24 protein-coding genes are annotated in these 24050 nt (G+C 34.0%); 11 read left to right on the forward strand and 13 right to left on the reverse strand.

The genetic code is table 11. The features are described from left to right. Window positions 1–11: 11 nt before the first annotated feature. Window positions 12–2810, reverse strand: coding sequence for a TonB-dependent receptor (locus ACFSAH_RS12055; protein WP_379662992.1), 2799 nt, complete (start codon window positions 2808–2810; stop codon window positions 12–14). 116 nt (window positions 2811–2926) lie between these two features. Here ACFSAH_RS12055 and ACFSAH_RS12060 point away from each other — a divergent pair, with 116 nt between their 5' ends. Both ACFSAH_RS12060 and ACFSAH_RS12065 read left to right on the forward strand, forming a co-directional pair. Further along, complete coding sequence (locus ACFSAH_RS12060) at window positions 2927–3511, forward strand: PhnA domain-containing protein (RefSeq protein WP_379662993.1); 585 nt, start codon at window positions 2927–2929, stop codon at window positions 3509–3511. A gap of 80 nt (window positions 3512–3591) precedes the next feature. After that, window positions 3592–4002 carry an NUDIX hydrolase gene (locus ACFSAH_RS12065; protein WP_379662994.1) on the forward strand — a complete coding sequence of 137 codons (411 nt, stop codon included), beginning with the start codon at window positions 3592–3594 and terminating at the stop codon, window positions 4000–4002. Window positions 4003–4053: 51 nt separating this feature from the next. Here ACFSAH_RS12065 and ACFSAH_RS12070 read toward each other — a convergent pair whose 3' ends face one another. The 3 genes from ACFSAH_RS12070 to ACFSAH_RS12080 all read right to left on the reverse strand — a co-directional run bounded on the left by ACFSAH_RS12070 (window position 4054) and on the right by ACFSAH_RS12080 (window position 5909). Further along, complete coding sequence (locus ACFSAH_RS12070; protein WP_379662995.1) at window positions 4054–4674, reverse strand: outer membrane beta-barrel protein; 621 nt, start codon at window positions 4672–4674, stop codon at window positions 4054–4056. A gap of 156 nt (window positions 4675–4830) precedes the next feature. Then, entirely contained in the window at window positions 4831–5379 is a 549-nt protein-coding gene (locus ACFSAH_RS12075) for a ferritin (protein ID WP_379662996.1), read from the reverse strand. A gap of 56 nt (window positions 5380–5435) precedes the next feature. After that, window positions 5436–5909, reverse strand: a complete 474-nt coding sequence (locus ACFSAH_RS12080) for an RrF2 family transcriptional regulator (protein WP_379662997.1) — start codon at window positions 5907–5909, stop codon at window positions 5436–5438. A gap of 129 nt (window positions 5910–6038) precedes the next feature. On the opposite strand from ACFSAH_RS12080, the gene ACFSAH_RS12085 reads away from it, so the two are divergent. From ACFSAH_RS12085 to ACFSAH_RS12100, 4 genes are all read left to right on the forward strand, one after another. Beyond that, window positions 6039–6500: a MaoC family dehydratase gene (locus tag ACFSAH_RS12085; RefSeq protein WP_379662998.1), complete on the forward strand. Its 462-nt coding sequence runs from the start codon at window positions 6039–6041 to the stop codon at window positions 6498–6500. Between the two features lie 367 nt (window positions 6501–6867). Then, window positions 6868–8253, forward strand: a complete 1386-nt coding sequence (locus ACFSAH_RS12090) for an NAD(P)-binding domain-containing protein (RefSeq protein WP_379662999.1) — start codon at window positions 6868–6870, stop codon at window positions 8251–8253. 159 nt (window positions 8254–8412) lie between these two features. Continuing rightward, window positions 8413–8850 carry an META domain-containing protein gene (locus ACFSAH_RS12095; protein WP_379663000.1) on the forward strand — a complete coding sequence of 146 codons (438 nt, stop codon included), beginning with the start codon at window positions 8413–8415 and terminating at the stop codon, window positions 8848–8850. A gap of 218 nt (window positions 8851–9068) precedes the next feature. Continuing rightward, window positions 9069–9803: a hypothetical protein gene (locus ACFSAH_RS12100; protein WP_379663001.1), complete on the forward strand. Its 735-nt coding sequence runs from the start codon at window positions 9069–9071 to the stop codon at window positions 9801–9803. Window positions 9804–9829: 26 nt separating this feature from the next. Here ACFSAH_RS12100 and ACFSAH_RS12105 read toward each other — a convergent pair whose 3' ends face one another. Then, entirely contained in the window at window positions 9830–10531 is a 702-nt protein-coding gene (locus ACFSAH_RS12105) for a class I SAM-dependent methyltransferase (RefSeq protein WP_379663002.1), read from the reverse strand. Window positions 10532–10591: 60 nt separating this feature from the next. Here ACFSAH_RS12105 and ACFSAH_RS12110 point away from each other — a divergent pair, with 60 nt between their 5' ends. Beyond that, window positions 10592–10816, forward strand: a complete 225-nt coding sequence (locus ACFSAH_RS12110; protein ID WP_379663003.1) for a DUF3820 family protein — start codon at window positions 10592–10594, stop codon at window positions 10814–10816. 9 nt (window positions 10817–10825) lie between these two features. Here ACFSAH_RS12110 and mgtE read toward each other — a convergent pair whose 3' ends face one another. From mgtE to ACFSAH_RS12135, 5 genes are all read right to left on the reverse strand, one after another. Further along, a complete protein-coding gene (gene mgtE, locus ACFSAH_RS12115; RefSeq protein WP_379663004.1) occupies window positions 10826–12142 on the reverse strand; it encodes a magnesium transporter in 1317 nt (438 codons plus the stop codon). A gap of 229 nt (window positions 12143–12371) precedes the next feature. Beyond that, the gene (locus tag ACFSAH_RS12120; RefSeq protein WP_379663005.1) at window positions 12372–12563 is read right to left on the reverse strand and encodes a hypothetical protein; all 192 of its coding nucleotides are present in this window, start codon (window positions 12561–12563) and stop codon (window positions 12372–12374) included. Window positions 12564–12653: 90 nt separating this feature from the next. After that, the gene (gene lysS / locus ACFSAH_RS12125) at window positions 12654–14369 is read right to left on the reverse strand and encodes a lysine--tRNA ligase (protein ID WP_379663006.1); all 1716 of its coding nucleotides are present in this window, start codon (window positions 14367–14369) and stop codon (window positions 12654–12656) included. Window positions 14370–14763: 394 nt separating this feature from the next. Next, window positions 14764–15615: an IS3 family transposase gene (locus ACFSAH_RS12130; protein ID WP_379663007.1), complete on the reverse strand. Its 852-nt coding sequence runs from the start codon at window positions 15613–15615 to the stop codon at window positions 14764–14766. Window positions 15616–15620: 5 nt separating this feature from the next. Further along, entirely contained in the window at window positions 15621–15977 is a 357-nt protein-coding gene (locus tag ACFSAH_RS12135) for a transposase (protein ID WP_379663008.1), read from the reverse strand. Window positions 15978–16237: 260 nt separating this feature from the next. Between ACFSAH_RS12135 and ACFSAH_RS12140 the strand changes: the two genes are divergently transcribed. The 3 genes from ACFSAH_RS12140 (at window position 16238) to ACFSAH_RS12150 (ending at window position 20297) form a co-directional block, all read left to right on the forward strand. After that, the gene (locus ACFSAH_RS12140; RefSeq protein WP_379663009.1) at window positions 16238–16648 is read left to right on the forward strand and encodes a hypothetical protein; all 411 of its coding nucleotides are present in this window, start codon (window positions 16238–16240) and stop codon (window positions 16646–16648) included. Between the two features lie 467 nt (window positions 16649–17115). Continuing rightward, window positions 17116–17982 carry a cupin-like domain-containing protein gene (locus ACFSAH_RS12145; protein WP_379663010.1) on the forward strand — a complete coding sequence of 289 codons (867 nt, stop codon included), beginning with the start codon at window positions 17116–17118 and terminating at the stop codon, window positions 17980–17982. 149 nt (window positions 17983–18131) lie between these two features. Beyond that, window positions 18132–20297, forward strand: coding sequence for a S46 family peptidase (locus ACFSAH_RS12150; RefSeq protein WP_379663011.1), 2166 nt, complete (start codon window positions 18132–18134; stop codon window positions 20295–20297). 163 nt (window positions 20298–20460) lie between these two features. Here ACFSAH_RS12150 and ACFSAH_RS12155 read toward each other — a convergent pair whose 3' ends face one another. Beyond that, window positions 20461–21774 (reverse strand): DUF389 domain-containing protein, encoded by a 1314-nt coding sequence (locus ACFSAH_RS12155; RefSeq protein WP_379663012.1) that lies wholly within the window; start codon window positions 21772–21774, stop codon window positions 20461–20463. 144 nt (window positions 21775–21918) lie between these two features. On the opposite strand from ACFSAH_RS12155, the gene ACFSAH_RS12160 reads away from it, so the two are divergent. Then, window positions 21919–22584, forward strand: a complete 666-nt coding sequence (locus ACFSAH_RS12160; RefSeq protein ID WP_379663013.1) for a DsbA family protein — start codon at window positions 21919–21921, stop codon at window positions 22582–22584. Window positions 22585–22742: 158 nt separating this feature from the next. On the opposite strand, the gene ACFSAH_RS12165 is transcribed toward ACFSAH_RS12160, so the two are convergent. Together ACFSAH_RS12165 and ACFSAH_RS12170 are read right to left on the reverse strand one after the other, a co-directional pair. After that, a complete protein-coding gene (locus ACFSAH_RS12165) occupies window positions 22743–23486 on the reverse strand; it encodes a hypothetical protein (RefSeq protein ID WP_379663014.1) in 744 nt (247 codons plus the stop codon). A 106-nt stretch (window positions 23487–23592) separates the two neighbouring features. After that, window positions 23593–24006, reverse strand: coding sequence for an Ohr family peroxiredoxin (locus ACFSAH_RS12170; protein WP_379663015.1), 414 nt, complete (start codon window positions 24004–24006; stop codon window positions 23593–23595). Between the last annotated feature and the right edge of the window lie 44 nt (window positions 24007–24050).

Raw genomic sequence — 24050 nt, forward strand, 5'->3', positions numbered from 1 at the left:
TTATTATATATTTATAGAGTTAATTTTAATTCCATTCCAAAATAAGGTGCTTCTATCTCTCTGATGATTATAATATTATTCTCCCTGTAGTTAGGTACATACATAAATATGCGGTTGACAAACATGGATATCTCGGCCTTATTTTTAAACTCTTTTGTTGCTTTAAAATTAATTCTGAGGTCAATAGGTACTGTTCTCATCTCAAAATCTGTACGACTATAATCTTGTATTAAAGGTTTTAAATCTGCACTTTTTTCACTTTCGCTGGTAAACGGATAAATGTTTCCATTAATATCTTTGTAAGCATAAGGAGTTCCGGATTTCCATTGGTTCTTTCTTTTAGAAAACCATAAAGACTGAAAAGCAGAAGAAAGTGTTAAACCAAGTTGAGGAAGGTAAGTATCTACTACCGCATTAGTATTAAAGCTAGACCTGTAATATCCATCATCATCATTATATAAACCAACATACTGACGTTGAAGTCCTTTTGAATCGAGAAAATTTGAGTTAATAACCTTATTAACCGGCATACTGTTGGTATATATATTTTGGAACCAGGCACCGTTTATTGTAAATCTGGCATTATATAATTGTTCAAATCTTGGAGTTTGTAATGTGTATTCTAATCCTTTTTTAATCAATTTGCCTCCATTGGTTACCATGGTATATGCATAAAATTCATTCAGTTCCTTATACTGAAAATCTTCGACTACGGGTTTTTGAGTAATGGTAGTGGCATCAATCGAATTAATATCGTATAAACGATAATTGAAATTATGGTATTCGGACTGATTCCTAAATCCAGAGTTGGTTATTTCGTTAAAATAAGTTACCGTTAATCTGTACCTATTATAATTTATATCCGAAGATATTTCCCATTTGTTATTAGTAATAGGTTTAAGATTAAAGTTTGTAGCATCTGTAATATAGGTTTTTACATGAGCAGTTCTATATTCAGGATTATTATGGTAATAGTTTAACTGAATAAAATCTTTATAGTTTTTAGTAGGATATAGCTGATCAAGAGTAGGAAACTTTGTATGTATACCGTATCCTGCACCAATTGTAAGCAACAAAGGTTTTTCATTCACCATTACTTTAGGTAAATGCCACCTGCTGTTAATTCGGGGATCTATATAAAGTTTATTAGCAATAGTATAGCTGTTATTCATACCAATCAAAGCATTAGCTCTGGCACCTATGGCAGCTTCCAGAATATGTTTATCTATTTTGGCTATTAATTTGTCTTCAGCATAAAAAGACAAATTATTCATAGCAGGAATGTCGCTAAAAGCCCTTGGTCTTACAGACATTGTTCCTGTTTGAGTATAATAGGTAGGTTTATCTAAATCGTAAACCTGTCCCTTACCAAAGTTTTTTGTATATCTATAATCGCTACCAAACGCTAAATTATGATTGAATAAACCATGCTTTAATCTTAAAGCAGTACTAGCCTTTAAATATATATTTAAAGGTTTTCCTTCAATTTCTAATTCAGATACATAGTTAGGTAAAGCATATTTAGCATAATGGTCACCAGCTTCTAAAGAATTAGTTAATACAGATACCGATTTAGTTTGTATAAATTTTACCTCATCTACAAAACTGTAAGTATAATTGATGCTACTCTTAAAGTTTAAAGATTTCCATACATTACTATTTGAAAACTTAACATTTAACTCATTACTTAAGCCTATATCATGATATTTAGAATTATAACTATCCGTTAATGCATATCCATTTTCCGGGTCAACCCTCTTGTTATCAATATTAGTAGAGTAATCTAAATTGTTAGATAAAGTATAGGTAGTTTTCCGTTCGTTCCACACTTTAGAAGTACGTAAAGAAGTATTCACCCGTTTATAGCTTAAAAAATTGTTGGTTGGATTTTGTTTAGAATTCAGATAGCTAAGATCAATGTTAAATGTTTGTCTGCTCTTAGGAAAAGAAAAGCCTTTTCCAATATAAATTGATTTGCTAAAACCATCGGCTTTAAACCGGGATAGGTAAGGGCTTTCTCCTTTTTTTCTTTCTATCAGAATTACCCCACTGATTAAATCTCCATACTCTGCAGAAGGAATACCTCTTATAATTTCCACTTTTTCAATTTGGTCTGTAGAAATTGTACGCATATCTACCCCACGATTGGCAGCAGTTATATTATCATTAGCAGCACTGGTAGTGTAATTTGTAGAAATTTGCATATTTCCACTTGTATTCATTAACATGCCATCCATATAAAAAGAAGTCCCCAAAGAAGAAAAATCATATTGCGATGAAGATAGGCCAACCTCTCTAAGCTTAATTTGATTCATTTGAGTTAGTTTAGGGTCAATACTTCTTCCACCCGGTAGTAACTCCAATAAATCCGTAAAACTGGAAGGTTGCAAATGACTCATAGCCTTCTTGTCAATAATACTACTGGTACTTAAGTTTTTTGATTCGGAAGCAGTAATTGTTACTTGCTGAAGCTTCTGCTCATCTGGTTGTAAGAATATATTTAGCGTTTGATCTTTGGATAGAGAAATTTCTGTAATATCCTGTTTAAAACCAATACAAGAAATATTAATAAAATATTTACCTGCAGGCAGATTTGCAAATTGAATAATACCATATTGATTACTCTGTGAGCGGTATTTTTTATTACCCATTTGTAACTCAGCACTTGCTACATCAATAGGGGTTTTATCTACCGATGAGAAAATAAATACTTTTAGCGCATGTGCTGTTTGGACAGGTTGCGAAAAAGAATTAAAACTTGTTACTATATAAGTAAAAAACAACAGGTGTGTAAAAAAATGCTTAATCACTTATTTGGATTAAATATAAATAATAGTGCAAATCTACATTTATTTAGATTTAATACAAATAGAAGTATTGTTTTTATAAACACCACCAGAATTTATTTTGATATCTTCGCAATAATATGAACAAGATAGAAGCACTTTTAAGGGAAAGAAGTGGAAACCAATGCGAATTATGCAAATCAGATAAAGATTTGCAGGTATATGAAACCAAGCCTGAGTCTATTACAACAGAAGCAAACTCTTTACTGGTTTGTAACACTTGTAAAACACAGATAGATAAAACAGCAGAAATAGATGCTAAACACTGGATGGTTTTAAGTGAAACAATGTGGAGTGAAATACCTGCTGTACAGGTAGTAGCCTGGAGAATGCTCAACAGACTGAAGAACGAAAGCTGGGCACAGGATAATCTTGATATTCTTTATCTTGATGACGAAACATTGGAATGGGCTAAAGAAGCTGGTGACGAACACGATAACCAATCTTCTGAAGTGCATAAAGATAGTAACGGGAATCAACTGTTTGATGGCGACTCAGTAGTGTTAATCAAAAGCTTAGATGTAAAAGGTTCATCCTTAACAGCAAAACTGGGTACAGTTGTAAAAGGAATCAGGTTAGATCCTAATAACCCCGAATTTATAGAAGGAAGGGTAGACGGTCAAATGATTGTTATTCTAACTAAATATGTAAGAAAGCAATCTTAAATAAAATTTTAATATTCCCGGAATCCAGGTTTACCTTGTAGATTTCGGGAATCTGTTTTCTATCCTTTAAGGAATTCTATATGAATAATATTTTCATAGCAGCAGTTATGCTCTTAGATCCAGACAACAGGCTTTTAATGGTAAGAAAAAAAGGATCCAGTTATTTTCAATTACCGGGAGGAAAGCTTGATTTGGAAGAAACTTATTTAGGTGCGGCTGTTAGAGAGGTAGAAGAAGAAACAGGTATTGTTTTACCTAAAGAAGGGCTTGTTTTATTAGGAGAATATGCAACTACAGCTGTTAATGAAACAGATACAATTGTAAATGGAGTTATATTTCAGTACATATTACCCGAAACAATAAGTCCTAAACCTAAGGCCGAATTAGCAGAAATAATATGGGTAAATAAGCAAGATATTAATAACTACAAATGGGCCAATTTGGTAAAGGAATATGTCTTACCCATTTGGTTGAATAGAAAGATAGGGTAGTCTATAAATGTAAAATCAAATATGAACTACCCTGTAAATTAGATGTCCGTTTTAAAATTTATAGCTGGCACCTATATTAATAATCCCTTTGAAACCAAATCCTAACTCGGCATAGCCCGCAAATTGTTTTCCCACCCGTATTCCTATAGGATTTAGCTGAAATGCAAAGCTGGTATAGTTGTCGCTATAGTTTGTGCCATCATCTTTATTTTCTTTCACAGAATAACTTAACAGGCCAGTTCCTAAATTACCATATAGCTGAATAATTTCTTTATTAAGATAATTATAGTGAATAGTAGGCATTACTAAAAAGAAATTTGTTTTTCTATGTACTGTATAAGTATCATTGTTTTTTGATAATTCAGTATCTTTTGATGCCGTTAGCAAACCAATATCAACTCCTACATTAAAGCGGTTGTTAATATGATATTTGTAACCAAGCCCCCACATTCCGCTATTTTTTTCGTTAAAACTTTTCTTAGAATAACCTGCTATAGATGCAGCAAATCCACTGCTAAAACCTTCAACAAAGGCATCACCAATGGTCAACGGAATAGCATCACTAAAGTTTATTCTCACTTCATGCTTTTGGTACAAGTCTTGTGATTTGACATCTAGTAGGTAAACACATAACAACGTAAATAGGCCAATAACCTTTAATCGATTCTTCATGATGTAAATGAATTTTAATTGATTTATTTATAAGTAGTATTGCCAAATATATACATTAAAAGGAAGAATAGAAGTAAAATCTTTGGTTTTTAATGCTTTCTATAAAAATATAAGTATCCTAAATTTGAAGTTTCAGCCTGTATCAAATAAGAAAAACTATTGCAACGGGTTTTCTTCATCAGCAACAGAAAATTCCTGAGAAGTATTTCCAATATCTTTATTAAGCTCATAGATAGAAGCATAAGAAGCGTCTTTACCACCAGCCAGGGTAACTTTATCCAGTAAAGTTAACGCTAATTTTTCTTCCTCTCTCTGCTCGGCTACCAACCATTGTAAAAAATTAAAAGTTGCCCAATCTTTTTCCGAAACACTTATATCTACTAAAGAATAAATGGCTTCCGTATTCTCAATTTCTTGTTTAAGTACCATTTCAAAACACTCTTTAATGTTTTTAGGCTCTGGTTTTGGTTTTGCTATAGCTTCTATGGTTACCTTTCCTCCACGCTCCTGAATATATTCCATTATCTTGGCCATGTGCACTCGCTCTTCCTGGCTATGTTTAATAAGAAAAGACGAAATGCCATCAAGCGCTTCATTGTCTGCCCAACTAGATAACATGAGATAAACCTGAGAAGAATAAGCTTCCAATGTTACCTGATCATTTAAAGCTTTAGCCATTGTGGCTGATAATCTGTTAGTTTTCATAAGTAAACATGATTAGTTTACTAAAAACAACGACAGAAACATCAGATTAGTTTTAATTATTTTATATCAGAATCCTCTGTAGATTTACTTTTAGGATTTAGTTTTGTTAATTCATCCTCTTTATTAATCAAATCCTGAATACTTGTATTGCCCATAATAGTAATGCTCGCATCTCTAACTCTGGCCATCATTTCACGTATACTACAGGTTACTTCATCTTCGCATTCCTCGCATCTCTCATAAAAGTTCAAGCTAACACAAGGTAAAAGAGCTATAGGTCCATCTAAAATCCTGATAATTGCAGAAACCATAATTTCAGAAGCAGGCATGGCTAAAAAATAACCACCACCAGCGCCCATTCTGCTGGCCAATATACGTCCCCTTTTCAAATCCAGTAAAATAGCCTCTAAGAAACGCTTCGGAAGCTTTTCCTGTTGCGCTATCTCAGCAATCAACATAGGTTTGTTATCTTTATTCTTGGCTAGTGCAATTAGAGCTTTAACTGCGTATTTCGTTTTTTTGGTTAACAAATCACATCTCCTTTTTGCAAAAATATCATTTTTTTTAAATCAATAGCTAAAATCAAATTTTTCATATAGTTCTCAATTTAGAAATAGATACTAAATTTGCAACTCGAAATTTAACATAGAATTATTTATATGCTAACAATTACAAACTACGAGGATTTTGCTAAGTATCTGGGGCAGGAGCTAGGTAGCTCATCTTTTCATAAGATATCACAAGAGCAGATCAATGTATTTGCAGACGCTACATTAGATCATCAATGGATTCATATAGATGCTGATAGAGCTAAAAGCGAAAGCCCTTTTCAAACAACCATTGCACACGGTTATCTTACATTATCGCTAATTCCTTACTTGTGGAAACAGATTGTTGAGGTTAAAAACCTTAAAATGGAAATCAATTACGGTATAGAAAGCCTTAGATTTGCGCAGGCAGTTACTGTAAATAGCGAAGTACGTTTAAAAGCAAAATTGGTAAACATTGCTAATCTTAGAGGGGTAACCAAATCTACTATAGGCATAGAAATGGAAATTAAAGATCAAAAGAAACCTGCATTTACAGGCGAGGTTGTCTTTTTATACCATTTTAATAGCTAAACAATCTTTTGGGATAGATAAGTGTCTGAAATAAAGCTTATTTATCCCTAATTTATTCTTTATTATTATCCATTCCAGATCTCATTTGTTGTGCTTATTAGTTAGTTAATTTGCTTATTACGTATTTTTTGATTATATTCGCCAATATGCAAAAAAAATTAAAAAGTATTTTAATCTTTTCTAATATAAAAAAACTTCACTTTTTAAAAGGTAGAAACTACCCCTTTTTTGAGCCTTAGCTAATTAGTAAAACACTTATAACAATAGCTTTATTAATTGATATATACATTTATCTTTTGATAAGGCTGTAATTCTATTGCCTTCTTAAGGGCAATTTTTATATAAATACAACTAACATTTTAATATTATGAGTTTTAAAGTAGGAATTATTGGAGCAGGTCCAAGTGGTTTAGCAATGTTGCGCGCATTTGAATCTGAACAAAAGAAAGGAAATGAAATTCCAGAAATTAAATGTTTCGAGAAACAGGATAACTGGGGCGGAATGTGGAATTATACATGGAGGACAGGAGTAGGTAAATATGGAGAACCATTACACGGGAGTATGTACCGTTATCTTTGGTCTAACGGTCCTAAAGAGTGTCTGGAGTTCTCGGACTACACCTTTTCAGAGCATTTTGGAAAACCCATTTCATCTTATCCTCCCCGAGAAGTATTATTCGATTATATCGAAGGACGGATAAAACAAAGTAACGCCAGAAAATACATCAAATTCAATACCGTGGCCAGATGGGTAGATTATGATGAAGAAAGCAAAACTTTCAGAGTTATATTTGATGACTTGGCTAATAACAGGACTTTTGAAGAAGTTTTTGATTATTTAATAGTAGCTACCGGCCATTTTTCCACCCCGAATATGCCTTATTTTAAAGGTATAGATAAATTTCCGGGAGCGGTAATGCATGCCCATGACTTTAGAGGTGCCGATCAATTTTCCGGAAAAGACATTCTGCTGGTAGGTAGTAGTTATTCTGCTGAAGATATAGGTGTACAATGTTATAAACACGGAGTAAATTCGGTAACCATATCTTACAGATCAAATCCAATAGGCTGTAAATGGCCTGAAGAAATAAAAGAAGTGGCGCTATTAACTCATTTTGAAGGCGATACGGCATATTTTAAAGACGGAAGTTCCAAGAGATTTGATGCCGTGGTTTTTTGCACTGGTTATCAGCATAAATTCCCATTTCTGCCCGACTCACTTCGCTTAAAAACCAAAAACTGCTTATATCCGGACAAACTATATAAAGGAATAATTTTTAACGAAGCTACCAATCTACTGTATTTAGGTATGCAAGACCAGTACTACACCTTCAATATGTTTGACGCACAAGCATGGTTTGCAAGAGATTATATGCTAGGAAGAGTAGCTATTCCAGATAAACTGGAACGCGAAAAAGACATTAAAGAATGGATGGATAATGAAGCTAGAACCGTTTCAGGGGATGACCATATTGATTTCCAAACCGCATATATTAAGGACCTCATGAATAATACAGATTATCCTGATTTTAATCTGGACAAAGTTGCAGATTTATTTAAATCGTGGTTAAAAGACAAAGAGGATAATATACTTACCTATAGAGATAAAGTATATCAATCTGTAATGGATGATGTACACGCAGAAAAACATCACACCCCGTGGATTAAGGAATTGGACGATAGCTACGAGAGATTCTTTGAAGAGGAAGAAGTTGCAGATGAAGCGGAAATAAGCAGAGTCAACTATTATTAAATTTCTTTGAAAATAAATGCCGTTCTGTTTGATGATGTTACATATTTAACTGGTAAACAGAACGGCAAATTAGTGCTAAATACCCAGATCTTTTCTAATTTTGCATACTCTGAACAAAACACACAGATGATTGTTCTTATGAAAAATAAAGTCAAGATTATGAAAAAAATAATTATAATGAGCGTAATTGCCTTATCAGCAGTGTTAACAAGTTGCTCAAATAAACTAAAAGAATTAAGTAACGGCAGTAAAATAGATCCTAAAATAGAAGGTGAGTGGGAACTTACCTATATTACAGGACCCAGAATTACTTTTGATGGTTTATACCCAAATAGAAAACCAGCACTTAATTTCAATTTAAAAGATGCAAAAATAAGCGGTAATACAAGCTGTAACTCGTTAACCGGAGAAATAAAAGCCGATGGTCAAAAGATTGACTTTAAAAAAGGATTAGCTACTACAAAAATGTTTTGCGAAGGAACAGGAGAATATACTTTCTTAAAGATGCTAGATCAGGTAGAAACCTATACAATTAAAGACAACGTACTTAGTTTTTCTTCCAGTCTGGGAGAGATTATGAAATTTAAGAAGAAGTAATATCTAGGATATTAAATACATCAATAAAATGTCTGAAAAGCTCTGTTCTAAAATTGAGTATTTTCAGGCATTTTAAATTTTTATACATATTTAAACCCAATATTTTATAGCAGCTAGTATAATGGCTAACTAGAATCCATAACTTTAAAATATAATTTTCCAGGTGCTTTATATGAAAATCACCATTTTTACGTTTTAGAATTTTAGAATTTTACTCAATGAGTTTTTCAAAGCTATCCGCTTTTTACATTTTAAGTCTATTTATTTTTACAGGTTGTTCATCTGTATATATGCCCAATGTTCCGGTAGTTCCCATGTTCACAGGTAAAGGTCAGTTACATGTAGGTGGCCATACCAGTATTAAGGGCAATTTAAGTGGTAATGTAGCTGTTTCCCTTTCAGACCATTTCGCTGTTTTTGCCAATGGTTCAACTTTAAAAAACATGGCCACCAGAAAAGATGTCCAACAGCAGACCTGGGAAGTGGGGGTAGGGTACTTTGATAATTTTGGAATAAAAAAAAACAGGGTTTTTGAAGTGTATGCCGGTTACGGAAAAGGATCTACAGATAAAATATTTAAAGATTATACCTATGCAGGGTCGATACCTACAGAAATATTGGATGTAGACTTAAGTAAAGTTTTTGTACAGGTAAATTATAGCTCTATAAAAAAGCATAAACTCAAGTTGTTTGGAGAAGACTATCCTATAAATTATGGTACGGCTTTACGTTTAAGCCATGTTGCTATGCAAGATTTTAAGATTAACGGTACAGATCATCCAACAGAATATAATGTACTGGTAGAACCTATATTCTTCACCAGAATGGAAGTTGCTAAAAATCTGCAGCTCCAATATTCAAACGGGATGAATATAGGACTTATAAGCAGAGGTTATCTGAAAGCAGGGAATACTGTTTTTACACTAGGTGTAGTATATACTTTAGGTAAATAAACAACTGACTCTAAATACAAAGACTGTTAATTTCCTGATAAGGTTAATCTGGCAAGATATTGGTCATTGCCATCCTCAAAAAGTATTTCCATCTCATAACCTGTACTTTGGGCAATATCCAGCATCAGCTCTCTGTCCAGATACACCCACGAAAACCACTCGCCCTTTTTTCCTTTATATTCGTATTGGTAGTCTATCTCTCCGTAATAACCACCATCCAGATAAGGTTTATTTTCATATAAATAAGCAACGTCAGAAGAGTCAAACAATATCTGGCCATTAGGTTTCAAAAGCTTTTTGGCATGCTCCAGAAAAACCTCAACCTGATCTGCATATTCGCAAAAGCCTATGCCATTCATCATCAGTAACAAAGTATCAAACTGCTGGTCAACATAATTAAAAATATTCTGATTTAAAATATGCTTAATACCTCTCCATTTCATAACTTCACAAGCCCCGGCAGATATTTCCAATGCAGTTACATCTAAACCACGTTTTTGAAGAACCAAACTAATAGCACCGGCACCGGCACCAATATCCAAAACCTTTCCTTTGCACAAACGAATAGCTAGTAATTCCAGATCGCTCAGTTCATATTCTTTCCTGAAAAAAACATCAGCAGGCATATTTTCAGCTTCAGCATAACTATTATGTAGCCAAACATCATCTAAATTATCGCCACTATGGTAATAGTCTTTTAAAAAATCACCGTATATATCGTTAATCATTACCGTAAGAAATATCAAATTAATGTTTCAACTCTCTTAAAATATAGCTTATTTTGAACCATGGATCCTAAGATTTTAGTTGACTTAGTCAAGGTAAAAATGCCTTTCGGCAAATATAAAGATTATTTGTTGTGTAACTTACCTGTAAGTTATCTGGAATGGATGCACTCTAAAGGATGGCCTGCAGGAAAGCTAGGGCAACAATTAGCCACCATTTACGAAATAAAGATAAATGGTCTGGATTATATATTAAAACCTCTTAAAGAAGGAAAGTTTAATGTATAATATAACAGTTTACAGTACTTTTCCGGTAAGGAAGAAAGCCGCAACAGAAAAATAAATAATTAATCCGGTAACATCTACCAGTGTAGCTACAAAAGGAGCGGAAGCTGTTGCCGGGTCTAAACCTATTTTTCTCAATATAAAAGGTATAAGAGAACCCGAAAGAGAGCCCCATAATACAATAAACACCAAAGATACAGATACGCTTAAAGCTACCCAAAACCAGTGTAAACCATAATCATAAATACCAGCTTCCTGCCAAATAAAAATTCTTAAAAAACCAATAATACCAAGGATAAGGCCAAGTATAACTCCTGAAAATATCTCTTTTCGCATCACATACCACCAGTTTTTTAGCTTTATTTCGCCCAGTGCCATTGCCCTGATAATTAATGAAGCTGCTTGAGAACCAGAGTTACCTCCACTGGATATAATTAGAGGTACAAACAATGCTAAAACTACAGCCTTTTCTATTTCTTCATCGTAATGTGCCATAGCAGACGCTGTAAGCATTTCACTTAAAAAAAGGATAACCAACCAACCAGCTCTTTTACGAACCAGTTCAATCATCGATGTTTTGGTATAAGAAAGATCTAAGCCCTCAACCCCTCCAAATTTCTGAATATCCTCGGTATCACGTTCTGTAATTTTGTCCAGAATATCGTCAAACGTAACTATACCAATAAGCACTCCGTTTTCTGTAATAATAGGTAAAGCACTCCGGTCATACTTTTCAAAAATATCAAAAGCTGTTTCCATAGGGGTAGTACTGGTAATAGAAATAAAATTTCTATCCATTAGGTCTTGAAGTTTAGTATCAGGTTCAGCCATCAAAAGCTGACCTATACGTAAGTCATCTATCAACCTGTTGTCTTCATCTACAATATAAATGAAGTTTAAGGTCTCCGCTTTTTTACCAAAACGTTTGATATGAGAGAACACTTTACTGACTGTCCATGTAGCCCTTGCCTGTACATAATTTGGAGTCATTAAGCGGGCAATACAATCAGCAGGATAACCCACTAAATTTAATGCCACACCTTTTTCTTCCTCGTTTAGAAGATTAATAAACCTTTTTATAATAGAGTCCGGAAAGTTTTCTAATAGTAAGGTCCTGTCATCCGGTTCCAGATTATTCAAGACTTCGGAAAGCTCTTTATCGCCCATCCCTTTAATAATCTCTTCCTGTATCTTAAAGTCCAGATAAGAAAAAGTCTGCGCTTTTTTCCTTCCAGGTAACATTAAATAAGCAAGATTTCTTTCCCTGGGTTTTAACGCAGTAATTTGCTCGGCAATATCAGCAGGATGCGTGTCTTGAAAATTTCTCATCTGATGATTGTTTAAAGAGTAAAAGGCAAATAGCTAAAAAACACTTTCCAGCCTTCCGGCAGCGAAAGTACTAAAAAATAGTATCGATTATATGATTATAATAATAAAAAATAACCGATTGTTTTAAATAAGATAAGTTTGTGGTAGACATAACAGAAAGTGCTTTAAACTAACTGCTATTTAGTGTTTTGGTTTCAATAAAACCAAATAATGAGAGAAGGGAAGTGAATTACTTTTCTGAAAGTAAATCAATACGAGGTTCTTCGTTAAACTTCATGTTTTCTAAGCTGCTGTCTTCATAATCACTTGAAAATCCATTTTCATTTTTACCGGATAAAAATGCAGCTAATAATGGAAAATCCAGTAAGTTTTCTGTTTTAATACCGAAGAATTCGTTTTCTTCTAAAATAAGTACATTCATAATATTATATTTTAAATTTTCACAATAATAAAAATCCCCGCTTAAATATATGTTAAGCAGGGATTAAATATTTGTTAAGTTGTTATCAGGTTATTCAAACCATTTCATAACTTCTTCTTTCTGAGGCATAGCTACATCCAGCTTCATTTTCTTACGCATTCCGCCTAAGTCATTAAATATTTTATTGGGATTTGCAGCTTTAAGCTCGTCTATAGTATTGATGTTCATTTTACGGATTACCTGAACCCATTCTGCAGGAACACCTTGCTCTATAAAATCCTCATCAGTTGTTACTTTTGCTTTTTTCTCCGGTCTCATTTGAGGGAAGAACAATACTTCCTGAATAGATGGAGTGTTGGTTAGAAACATAATCAACCTATCCATTCCTATTCCCAAACCCGATGTAGGAGGCATTCCAAATTCTAAAGCACGCAAAAAATCTTGGTCAATAAACATTGCTTCATCATCACCTTTTTCAGATAATTTAAGTTGTTCTTCGAAACGTTCTCTTTGATCAATAGGGTCGTTCAATTCTGAATACGCATTAGCTATTTCCTTTCCACATACCATCAGTTCAAAACGCTCTGTTAATTCTGGATTATCTCTATGTTTTTTTGTTAATGGAGACATCTCTATAGGGTAATCCGTAATAAATGTGGGTTGAATAAAGTTACCCTCACATTTCTCACCAAATATCTCATCTATAAGCTTGCCTTTACCCATTGTCTCATTCACATCAATTCCCATTCCTTTGGCCGCTTGACGAATTTCCTCTTCAGATTTTCCTGTAATATCAAAACCTGTGAATTGTTTAATTGCATCAGTCATACTAACTCTGGGGTATGGAGCCTCAAAGTTAACTTGATGTTCTCCAAACTGAACCTTAGTAGCACCGTTAACCGCAATTGCACAATGTTCCAATAGGTTTTCTGTAAACTCCATCATCCAGTGATAATCTTTATAAGCTACATAAATTTCCATTACTGTAAATTCAGGATTATGGGTTCTATCCATTCCTTCATTTCTAAAATTCTTGGAAAATTCGTATACGCCATCAAAACCACCTACAATTAATCTTTTAAGGTAAAGTTCGTTGGCAATACGTAAATATAAAGGAATGTCCAGAGCATTGTGATGGGTAATAAAAGGGCGAGCTGCAGCCCCTCCGGGAATTGCTTGTAAAACTGGAGTTTCAACTTCCATATATCCAGCGTTATTGAAATATTCACGCATAGCTTTGAATAATTTCGTACGCTTAACAAAAATATCTCTATTTTGAGAGTTTACAATTAGATCGACATAACGCATTCTGTAACGTTGCTCAGGATCAGTAAAAGCATCAAAGGTTTTACCATCAGCCTCTTTTACAATAGGCAGAGGTCTTAAGGATTTTGTAAGAACTTTTAATGTTTGGACATGGATGCTGATTTCTCCGGTTTGCGTGGTAAATACGAAACCAGTGATACCGATAATATCACCTATATCCAGCAACTTTTTAAATACGGTATTGTAAAGTGTTTTATCTTCTCCCGGACAAACATCATCTCTTCTGATATAAACCTGTATTCTCCCAGTAGAGTCTTGCAATTCAACAAAAGAAGCATTCCCCATAATTCTACGGGTCATAATTCTTCCGGCTAAACTGATATTCTTATATGATGTTTTGTCTCTTTCGTAGTTTGTAGCTATATCTAATGCATTTGCGTTCACTTCAAATGCTTCTGCAGGATAGGGGTCTATTCCAAGTTTTCTTAATTCCTGTAACGACTGGCGTCTTTGTATCTCCTGTTCTGAAAGTGTACTCATTAATTTCGAAATTTGCGCAAAAATACGCTTTATTTTTCGTTACATCAATATTGTTTTAACAGTAGCCTTATTCCAATTCCTACTATTCAGTATAGGATATTAGTATTGATGGGTAATTCATTTTAAAAGTTTATAGATAGAAGCAAATATATATTCATAATGAGTCCATGATTTTAACTAAAAACATGGACTCATTATGGAGAAATTATGGAAAAATAATGGATTTATATAGAAGCTATTACCGACAATAATACAGTGTATAATGAAATGATATTGATCTGTCCTATCCTAGATTTACTTGACAAATTTGGACGGTAATTACTAATTTCGGTTTACAATTTATATTATTTTCCTGATATTACTTTACACTAAATTTTATTTTCCTGATTTCACTTTACCTTGCATTACTTGATGCATGTTTTGCTTGTGGTGTTTGAAGCTGGCAAGAGAAGTGGGGCCTGATCTGGTTATAACTGATAATTGCGTTTTCTACTGCATCTTTAGCTTGTTGGTATGAGTCAAAAGATTGGTATAGATTAAATTCTTGTTTTAAAATACCATTCACCCGCTCTGCGATAGCATTATCATAAGGGCTTCCATTTTGAGTCATGCTAATTTGTACATTTTGGCTGATCAATAATTGGACATAATCGTCACAGCAGTATTGAATTCCCCTGTCAGAGTGATGAATAAGAGGTCTTTTGGGGTATAATCTTGATTTTAACGCTATCTGAAATGCTTTTATGCATCCTTCTGCTTTTAAGTTTCGACTTAAGTTATAACCTACAATTTTTCTTGAATAAGCATCTGTAATCAAACTAAGATAGATAAAACCTTTTTTTGTTTTTAAATAGGTAATATCGCTCACCCATATTTCTTCTGCCATTATTGCTTTACGTCTTTGCACCAGATCCGGCCATTTCTTAAAATGATGAAAGGAATTGGTCGTTCTGGCATATAATCTCCGGGGCTTAACCAGCAAATTATTTTCCTTTAATAAGCAGAAAAAAGCATCTCTTCCCATCGAAATCTGATGAGCAGATAGGAATTTTTGCAGCATGGAGTACATCTTAAGGCCGCCGAGGTGGGGCAATTCACTTTTTATTTGTCGAACCTGTTCTATCACTAAAGTTCTTTGTAATTGTTTCTGCCCCTTATTTTCAGCTAGCTGATACCAACCTTGACGACTTCTACCAAACAAAGCACAAATTGTTGTTAGGGAAATTTCATGATATATTTCTTTCATTTGTCCTACTGTTTGGTACCAGGCTTTTTTACAATATCTACCCCCATTTCCCGTTCGGCATTACGAATGAGCATTTCTAATGCGGTGATCTTAAGTTTTGCCAACGCTAATTCCTCTTCAAGCTTAGGGGTGTTTGAGGGCCTTAATTCCGCAGGAGAACTTGTCTCTGGGGCTGGGTCAGGATGATGCTTATTGTACCACTTTACAAAGTAAAATACATTGTCTGAATTTAAATTGTATTTCTTGCCAACCTGACGGGCGCTATAGTCACCCAAAATATATTCTCGGGCAACTGCAATTTTAAAACTGTCTTCGAATAAAGGAGTACGACCTTTGCTCTTTCCTTTTCTTGGTTTTTCCATTGTTCTTTAAAGTTAGGATTTTGTCCAAACTTGTAAAGTGGATTTAGGAACGGACAATCATAATTAAATTGATATGAAAGCAAGAGGATGGGTGAAATGGCGAAAGATATTAAGATGATTATATATTCTAACTGTTAAATAAAATGTTAAATTCTCTATAACTATTCTTCAAGAAAAACCAAAATGTTAATATTGTGTATTAGTTTAATTCAGACAACAAACAACATTAAAAACACAATTAACATAGCAGTTTTAAAATTATGAAAAAGATTTTTCTAGGTGCATTTTTAGCCCTTACAGCAATCAGCGGATCAACATTTGCAGAAACTAATTCCAGGTTAAACATGACGCTTGATTTAGGAAAAGCAGCAGGTACTGTTACAGAAATTACTTCCTCTTTAAATTCGTTAAACTTAACAGGAACCCAAACCAAAACAGTTACTGATGCCCTTACCAATTACGTGACCAAGTATAATACTTTAAAGGCAATTTCGGGAACGGCACAGGGAGTAGCTCAATTGTCCAGTGCAAAATCAACAGCATTGTCGGCAATCAAAACATCTTTAGGCAGTAGTAAATACAGTACTTTTATTAGCTCGTTAGGTACTATAGCTGGTAATGCTACAACTTCAGCTACAGCAAAAACAATAATCAACAGTCTGATTAAATAATAAATTAGTCTTTTAACAAGGATTTTTTTAAAGTCTTTTTATCATTTTGACCAACAGGAGAAACTTTTTTCAGAATAATCTATAAGGGGTTTTCTCCTAACGTCGGAATGATAAAAAGTGTTGATTTATGTTTTTAGCCATTCCGTCCTAGACACCTTCCTTATCGAAGCTTGACTTAATTTTCTTGAATTTATTTCCTTAATAAGAGGGAGGAGTATCAAAAGAATTTTGTCATTCCGATCACAGTCAAGAGATCTCTTTCAGAAGTACTTAGAGAAAAGATTTCTCTTCGCTGTACTCATCCAAATGACAACGTTTTATTTTTGATACAGTCTCGACAGAATGCGTTGATTCACGCTAATGGGATTTTGTTTTGTTTCGTAACTGTCAGATTCTGATTTAAAGAAAACATTTTTTCTTTCAAATCGTCTTATTGTATAAATTTACAAAATTAAGTTAAATTTAATATGAGTTTAATTCTGAAACCTATAGATAGGGTTGATCAAATCAGTAAAGAAGACTTTATCAAAAACTATCTTATTCCCAGAAAACCATTGGTTATTAAAGACATGACCAAAACATGGCCTGCTTTAGAAAAATGGACTTTTGAATATATAAAAGAAACTGTTGGTGATAAAATTGTTCCTCTTTATGATAGCTCGAAGGCAGATCCTTCTAAACCTATAAATGCAGCTGCAGCCGAAATGCAGTTTGGGGATTATATAGATCTGATTAGAAGAGAGCCTACGGATTTGAGAATATTTTTCTTTGACCCTATCAAACATGCACCAGGCTTATTAAACGATTATTGTCCGCCAAAAGATTTAATGGGGGGCTTTCTGGATAAATATCCAGGCATGTTTTTCGGTGGAGCCGGGTCGGTGACCTTCTTGCATTATGATATAGACCTCCCACATATCTTTCATACGCATTTTCATGGTAGAAAGCATATTATTCTGTTTGATTATAAATGGCATACCAGATTGTATAAAATACCATTTGCCACTTATGCTTTAGAAGATTATGATATTTCTAATCCTGATTTTGAGAAATTTCCGGCATTGGACGGAATAGAAGGAGTAGAAGCATTTTTAGAACATGGAGAAACATTGTTTATGCCAACAGGTATGTGGCACTGGATGAAATACCTGGATGGTTCTTTCTCTATCTCATTAAGAGCCTGGGACAAATCGTGGGCTATAAAAGCAAAGAGTTTATATAACTTAACCATCCAAAGAAAGTTTGATGATTATATGAAGAAAGCTTTCAGCACAAAGTATATGGATTGGAAAGAACGTTTAGCTATAAAAAGAGCAGAAAAAGCTATAAAATAAAATTTGTACAAAAACAGATTTTAAAAATGTATCGTTGGGATAGTAACAACGATACATTTTTTTTATAATCTACTATTTGTAACAAAACTATGTAAAGCAGCAGAAAAAACTGGCTTAACATTAAATTTGCTATCTTGTTAAATATGATTATGAATACACGACTATTACTAAAAACATTGATTTTAGGTTTGGTATTGAACATTTCTAAACCAGTATTTGCTGATGAAGGAATGTGGATACCTATGCTAATTGGCAAAAACTACGATCAGATGAAATCTCAAGGTTTTAAATTAACTCCGCAAGATTTATATGATATCAATAAAGCCAGTTTAAAAGATGCTATAGTTTCTTTCGGAGGTTTTTGTACCGGAGAACTGGTATCAAAAAACGGATTACTTTTCACCAATCACCACTGTGGTTATGACGCTATTGCTACAGAATCAACACCAGAAAATAATATATTGGATAATGGATTTTATGCCAAAAACTATAGCGAAGAAAGACCTATTAAAGGACTTTTTGTAAATTTCCTGGTTAAAATAGAAGATGTTACAGATAAAATATTAACACAAACAAACCAATTAACCGGTACTGAAAAAGAAGCAAAAATAACGGAGATAGGTGATAAACTAGCGGCCGAAGCTACCAAAGGCACACACTATAATGCTTTTGTAAGAGATTTCTTTAAAGGCAATCAGTATTTTTTGTTTGTTATGGAAAAATTTACTGATATCAGACTGGTAGGTACACCGCCCCAATCAATAGGTAAATTTGGTGGCGATACCGATAACTGGGTTTGGCCAAGACAAACGGGAGATTTCTCTATTTTTAGGGTTTATGCCGGAAAAGACAATAAGCCCGCCGCTTACGCTAAAGACAACAAACCTTATTCACCCAAAAAGTATTTACCTGTTTCTGTAAAAGGAGTAGAAAACAATGATTTTGCTATGGTTTATGGTTTTCCGGGACGTACCGATAGATTTTTAACTTCTTACGGTGTTTCTTTAGCCATAGACTCAGTATCTCCGGAAATAGTAAAACTCAGAGATATCCGTTTGAAAGCCTGGAAAAAGGAAATGGACAAAGATGTAGCGTTCAGGTTAAAGATATCATCCCAGTATGCCAGTGTAGCTAATTATTGGAAGTATTTTATTGGACAGTCCGAACAGTTAAAAGCTTTAAAGATAGAAGACAAGAAAAGGGCAGAAGAGCAGGAATTTAATCAGTGGGTAGGGAGCAAACCGGAATATGCAGGTTTAATGCAAAAATATAACGAACTGTATACTAATTATGCTCCTTATGCCAAACATCGGGTGTTTATTACAGAAGGTTTTTATGCTTCTAAATGGGTTGCCAATATCTTAAAACTGCAAAACAGTATAGAAAAGCTAACCAAAGAGGTTAAAGGAACAGATGCTTATAATAATCTACAAAAAACCGCTCTGGAAACCATAGAATCTTATAAAGAGACCTATAATGCTACAGCAGATAAAGCTATTTTAACAGGAATGTTAACCGCTTTTTATGAGGATATCCCTAAAAATCAGCATCCTGATTTTTATAATGATATCTTAAAGAAGTACAAAGCAAAAACACCTCAGGAAACTTTTGAGAAGTATGCCAATGCATTATGGAAAGAATCTGTATTGATAGATCCTGATAAACTGATAGCATTTATAAATAATCCTAACCAGAAAAAATTCAATGAAGATATCGCTTATCAATATGCTAAGAATCTGGTTATCCCGGAATATATCAGTAAAAACTTAGGTACTGTTTTAAAAGACTTCGAAAATCAGAAACAGGAGTTAGACCACCTTTATTTTAAAGCTTTATTAAAGAAAAACGAAGGTAAACTAATGTACCCAGATGCAAATTCTACAATGAGGATTACTTATGGCAATGTACAAAACTATGCACCTAAAGATGGTGTACTGTACGAAGCCACCACTACCATAGATGGTGTTATGGAAAAATACATTCCCAACGATTCTGAATTTGATTTACCTGCTAATTTCTTAGCTGCTTATAAAGCCAGAAACTTTGGTTCATACGGTAGCAACGGTACGTTGGTTGTCAATTTTATTTCTAACAATGATATTACCGGAGGAAACTCAGGTTCACCGGTTATTAATGGCAATGGTGAATTAATAGGTCTGGCTTTTGATGGCAATTGGGAAGCTATGAGTGGAGATATTGCTTTTGATAAAAAGTTTAAGAGATCTATAAACGTAGATATACGCTATGTTTTATGGTGTATTGATGTACTAGGAGGTGCTAAAAACATTATAGACGAACTGGAAATCAGAAAATAGTTTATCCTTTCTGGTATTTAAGTTTTTCTAGAAATGAGGTTGTATCAAAAGGACCTTGTCATCCGGACCACAGCAGAGGGATCTCTTTCATAAGTACTTAGGGAAGAGATCCCTCCGCTGTACTCATCGAAATAACAATGTTTTTATTTGATACAGCCATTTTTTATTCCTCTCTTTTAATAAGTTGGATATGTTCTAACTTCAATCTGTTCTCAACCCACAAGCTTAATTTCTTTTTGTCGTTTTCATCCAATTTACCGGAAGCCGTATAAATAAGAACAGGTATCGTTTTTAACGTGTCGGCAGTAGCAATATTAAGGTTAGTAATAGCAAAAGAGCTAATTGCAGGATAAATTGAACGTATTTCGTTTAGCAGTTGCTTGTTGTCAAAAACAGTGTGTTTTAACTTATTTTCCAGCTCTAATATCTTCCGGTCTTTTTCATCAATAGAACTGCTCTTTTTATTCAATTCGTTCAGGATATCTGTTTTTAAAGAAGTAATATCGCCTGCGTTACTTTTTATAATGAGTTTGGTGTTGTTTAAACCATATTTTTTCAACTTATCATTTAGTGAGTCCATTTCCTCTTTATTGAATGTCTTTTGCAAAAAAGCAAGTTCAATGGTATTTCCCTGAGGAGTGTAGCTTGTTTTTTTATAAATAAGCGTATTCCCGCCTGTCAATAATTCATTTTCAATAAAATTACTCGCTAAAAGCTTAAACTGTTGCTGTCTGTATAACGAAAAAGCAAAGTATGCGCTGGGTAAAAGCATACAAATTACAATTGTTGTAATAATATATTTAACTCTTTTTTGCCTGATGGCATCTAGTTGTACTGTAGCAGGATATTTTAAATACTTTACAATAATTAGTGTAGCTATACAGATAAATACACAATTGATAATGTATAAAAACAATGCCCCCAGAAAATAGCGCCATTCTCCAATAGCAAGCCCATAACCGGCAGTACATAATGGCGGCATAAGTGCGGTAGCAATGGCTACACCCGGAATGGGATTACCTTTTTCTACTCTGGTAATAGCTATAGCTCCCACTAATCCACCAAAAAAGGCAATCAATACATCATAAATATTAGGGGAGGTACGCGCCAATAATTCTGATTGCGCTTCTTTAAAAGGACTGATGAAAAAATAAAGGGTAGAAACCAGTAAACTAACAACGGTAGCTACCAGTAAATTCCTTAAAGAACGTTTTAATAAAACAAAGTCGTAAATACCCAATGCAAAACCTGCACCTAAAATAGGCCCCATTAAAGGCGAAATTAACATAGCACCAATAATTACAGCAGTAGAATTAACATTCAGACCCACAGAAGCTATCATAATGGCGCAGGCCAAAATCCATAGGTTTGCTCCCTCAAAAGAGATATTGGTTTTAACATCAGCTAAGGTCTTTTCTTTTGCTTCTTCGCCTTTTTGTAAGTTAAACAGACGTCTTAAATATCTAAATAATGCCATATACTATAATAGTGATAAACTGCTGATATAATATACAGAAAAGTAGCCTACTTGTTTAAAGTATCGTCAATTAATATATAAAACAGGTAGCAAAAATTACGTTGTTCTGCCTTTTAATATGGCTTTAATGTTTACCTTTACCAAATGTCAACAGAACAAGAAAAACCAACAATTATATATATTTACGATGTTATTTGTGGCTGGTGCTATGGTTTTAGTCCGGTTATGAAAGCACTTCATGAAAAATATAAAGATCAATTTGAGTTCCAGGTATTGTCTGGCGGAATGATTTTAGGAGATAGGGTAGGTCCTATTTCTCAAATGGCAGATATCATCAAAAGCTCTTATAAAAGTGTAGAAGAAAGATCAGGCGTTAAATTTGGAGATAAGTTTATTAATGAAGTTGTAGAAGAAGGTACCATGATTTTAAGCTCAGAGAAACCTTCTATAGCATTATCTGTATTTAAAACCTACCGACCTGAAGATGCTATCCTCTTTGCTTCAGACATGCAATATGCTTTAAACCATGATGGTATGGATCTTAATTTAGATGATACCTACAAATTGCTGATAGCTAAATATAATATTCCTGAAAATGAGTTTATTCAGAAGCTGAACGATGAAGAGTTCAGACAATTAGCCTATTATGATGTAGCTTTAAGTCGTCAGTTACAGGTAACCGGATATCCTGCTGTTCTGATAAAAACCAGCGAGCTTAATTTTCATCTGATAGCTAAAGGTTATGCCGATCTGGAAACGATGGAACTACGGGTTCAGAATGTAATCAAAGAAGAAGGATTAAAGTTGTAACAACTATAAGTAAGTTGTCTATGATTTACATTATCTCGACTGAAACGTAGAGATCTGTCTACCCAAATAATATATAGGATCGAGATGGCGGAGTTTATTATCTTCACTCATCTCGATCGATAACAAAAGTCTATTTGGTATAGACTCTTCTTCTTACATTATTTATAAATAACGGTTGGCTTTCCGTTTACACAAGCCATCCCCTCCGGATACTTTCTTTCAGTTAAGGTCTCAACCTCAGTCTCATGGTTAATTCTCAGTCTTAAGAAGTTATAATGCGCTATCGTATTTTTAATGTCCTTAATATCATTTTTTCTGGAAATAGGCACATAATCAAAGTCATTGTGTTTATCCATAGCAAGCGGGGTAGCATACCAGTCTTTTTCATCCGTACAGCTAAGTGCATTCCTATAAGTATTAATTTCCTGTAAAAGAGAGGCACATAAACTTTTAGCTTCTTCAATATCTATATTAACCGATGTAATAAGCTTTAATTTCCCATCATTGCCACACTCTGTTCGTATAGGCTTAGGTTGTACCCAGTAATTGCCCAGCATCATATTGCAATAATCTACAATAACCCCACTTTTTATTAAAGCATCTATATGTTTATTTTGGAAATCAAGATATTCTGCTTTTAACCTATCATAATGTGCCTTATTCTCGGATGTTACCATAAAATACTGCGTATTGCATTCATATATAGATTCCAGAGAAAGATCATCTTGCTTATCGCAAGGTACATTGCTTGTTAAATCAACTATTTCCTGATATTTATTATGGGCAAGTTGGCTCCAGTATTCAGCATCAGCACCTTTATCATCCTTTTTACAAGACGATAATAAAAGTGCACTTATCATCAGCGGCAGCAAATAGTAATACTTGTAGGTCGTAAATTTCATATTCAGTCTCTGTGTTTGGGTTTATTTTTTCTTAACCAAACGTTTTGCCAAATGTAAACGCTACAATAGTTACAATTTAAAATAACCAACTGCCAAACCTAATATTTTATACCGCTTTTACCAGTACCTCTATATTGCCACGCGTAGCTTTCGAATAGGGGCAGCCTTTATGAGCTGCATCGGCCATTTTTTGAGCTTTTTCTAAATCCACGCCCGGTATATGTACATGTAACTCGGCAGATAGCACAAAACTGGAAGCGCTTTCTTCGTTAAAACTAACGTAAACATTTACGCTGGCGTTACTTACATCTATACCATCCCTTTTACCAACAGAACCTAAAGCACCCAAATAACAACTGCCCCATGCGCCTGCAAATAAAAGTTCTGGATTAGCATATCCGGCCTTTCCGCCCATTTCTACAGGTTTTTTCATTTCAAGATCAATAACTCCATCCGCAGATTTAATGTGGCCGTCTCTACCTCCTGTAGCGGCAACCACTGCTGTATATAATTTTTTCATACTGTTTGTTTATGACTAATAAAACGTAGAGCCTATCCAAATGT

This window comes from Pseudopedobacter beijingensis (assembly GCF_042678145.1).
Lineage (GTDB): Bacteria > Bacteroidota > Bacteroidia > Sphingobacteriales > Sphingobacteriaceae > Pseudopedobacter > Pseudopedobacter beijingensis.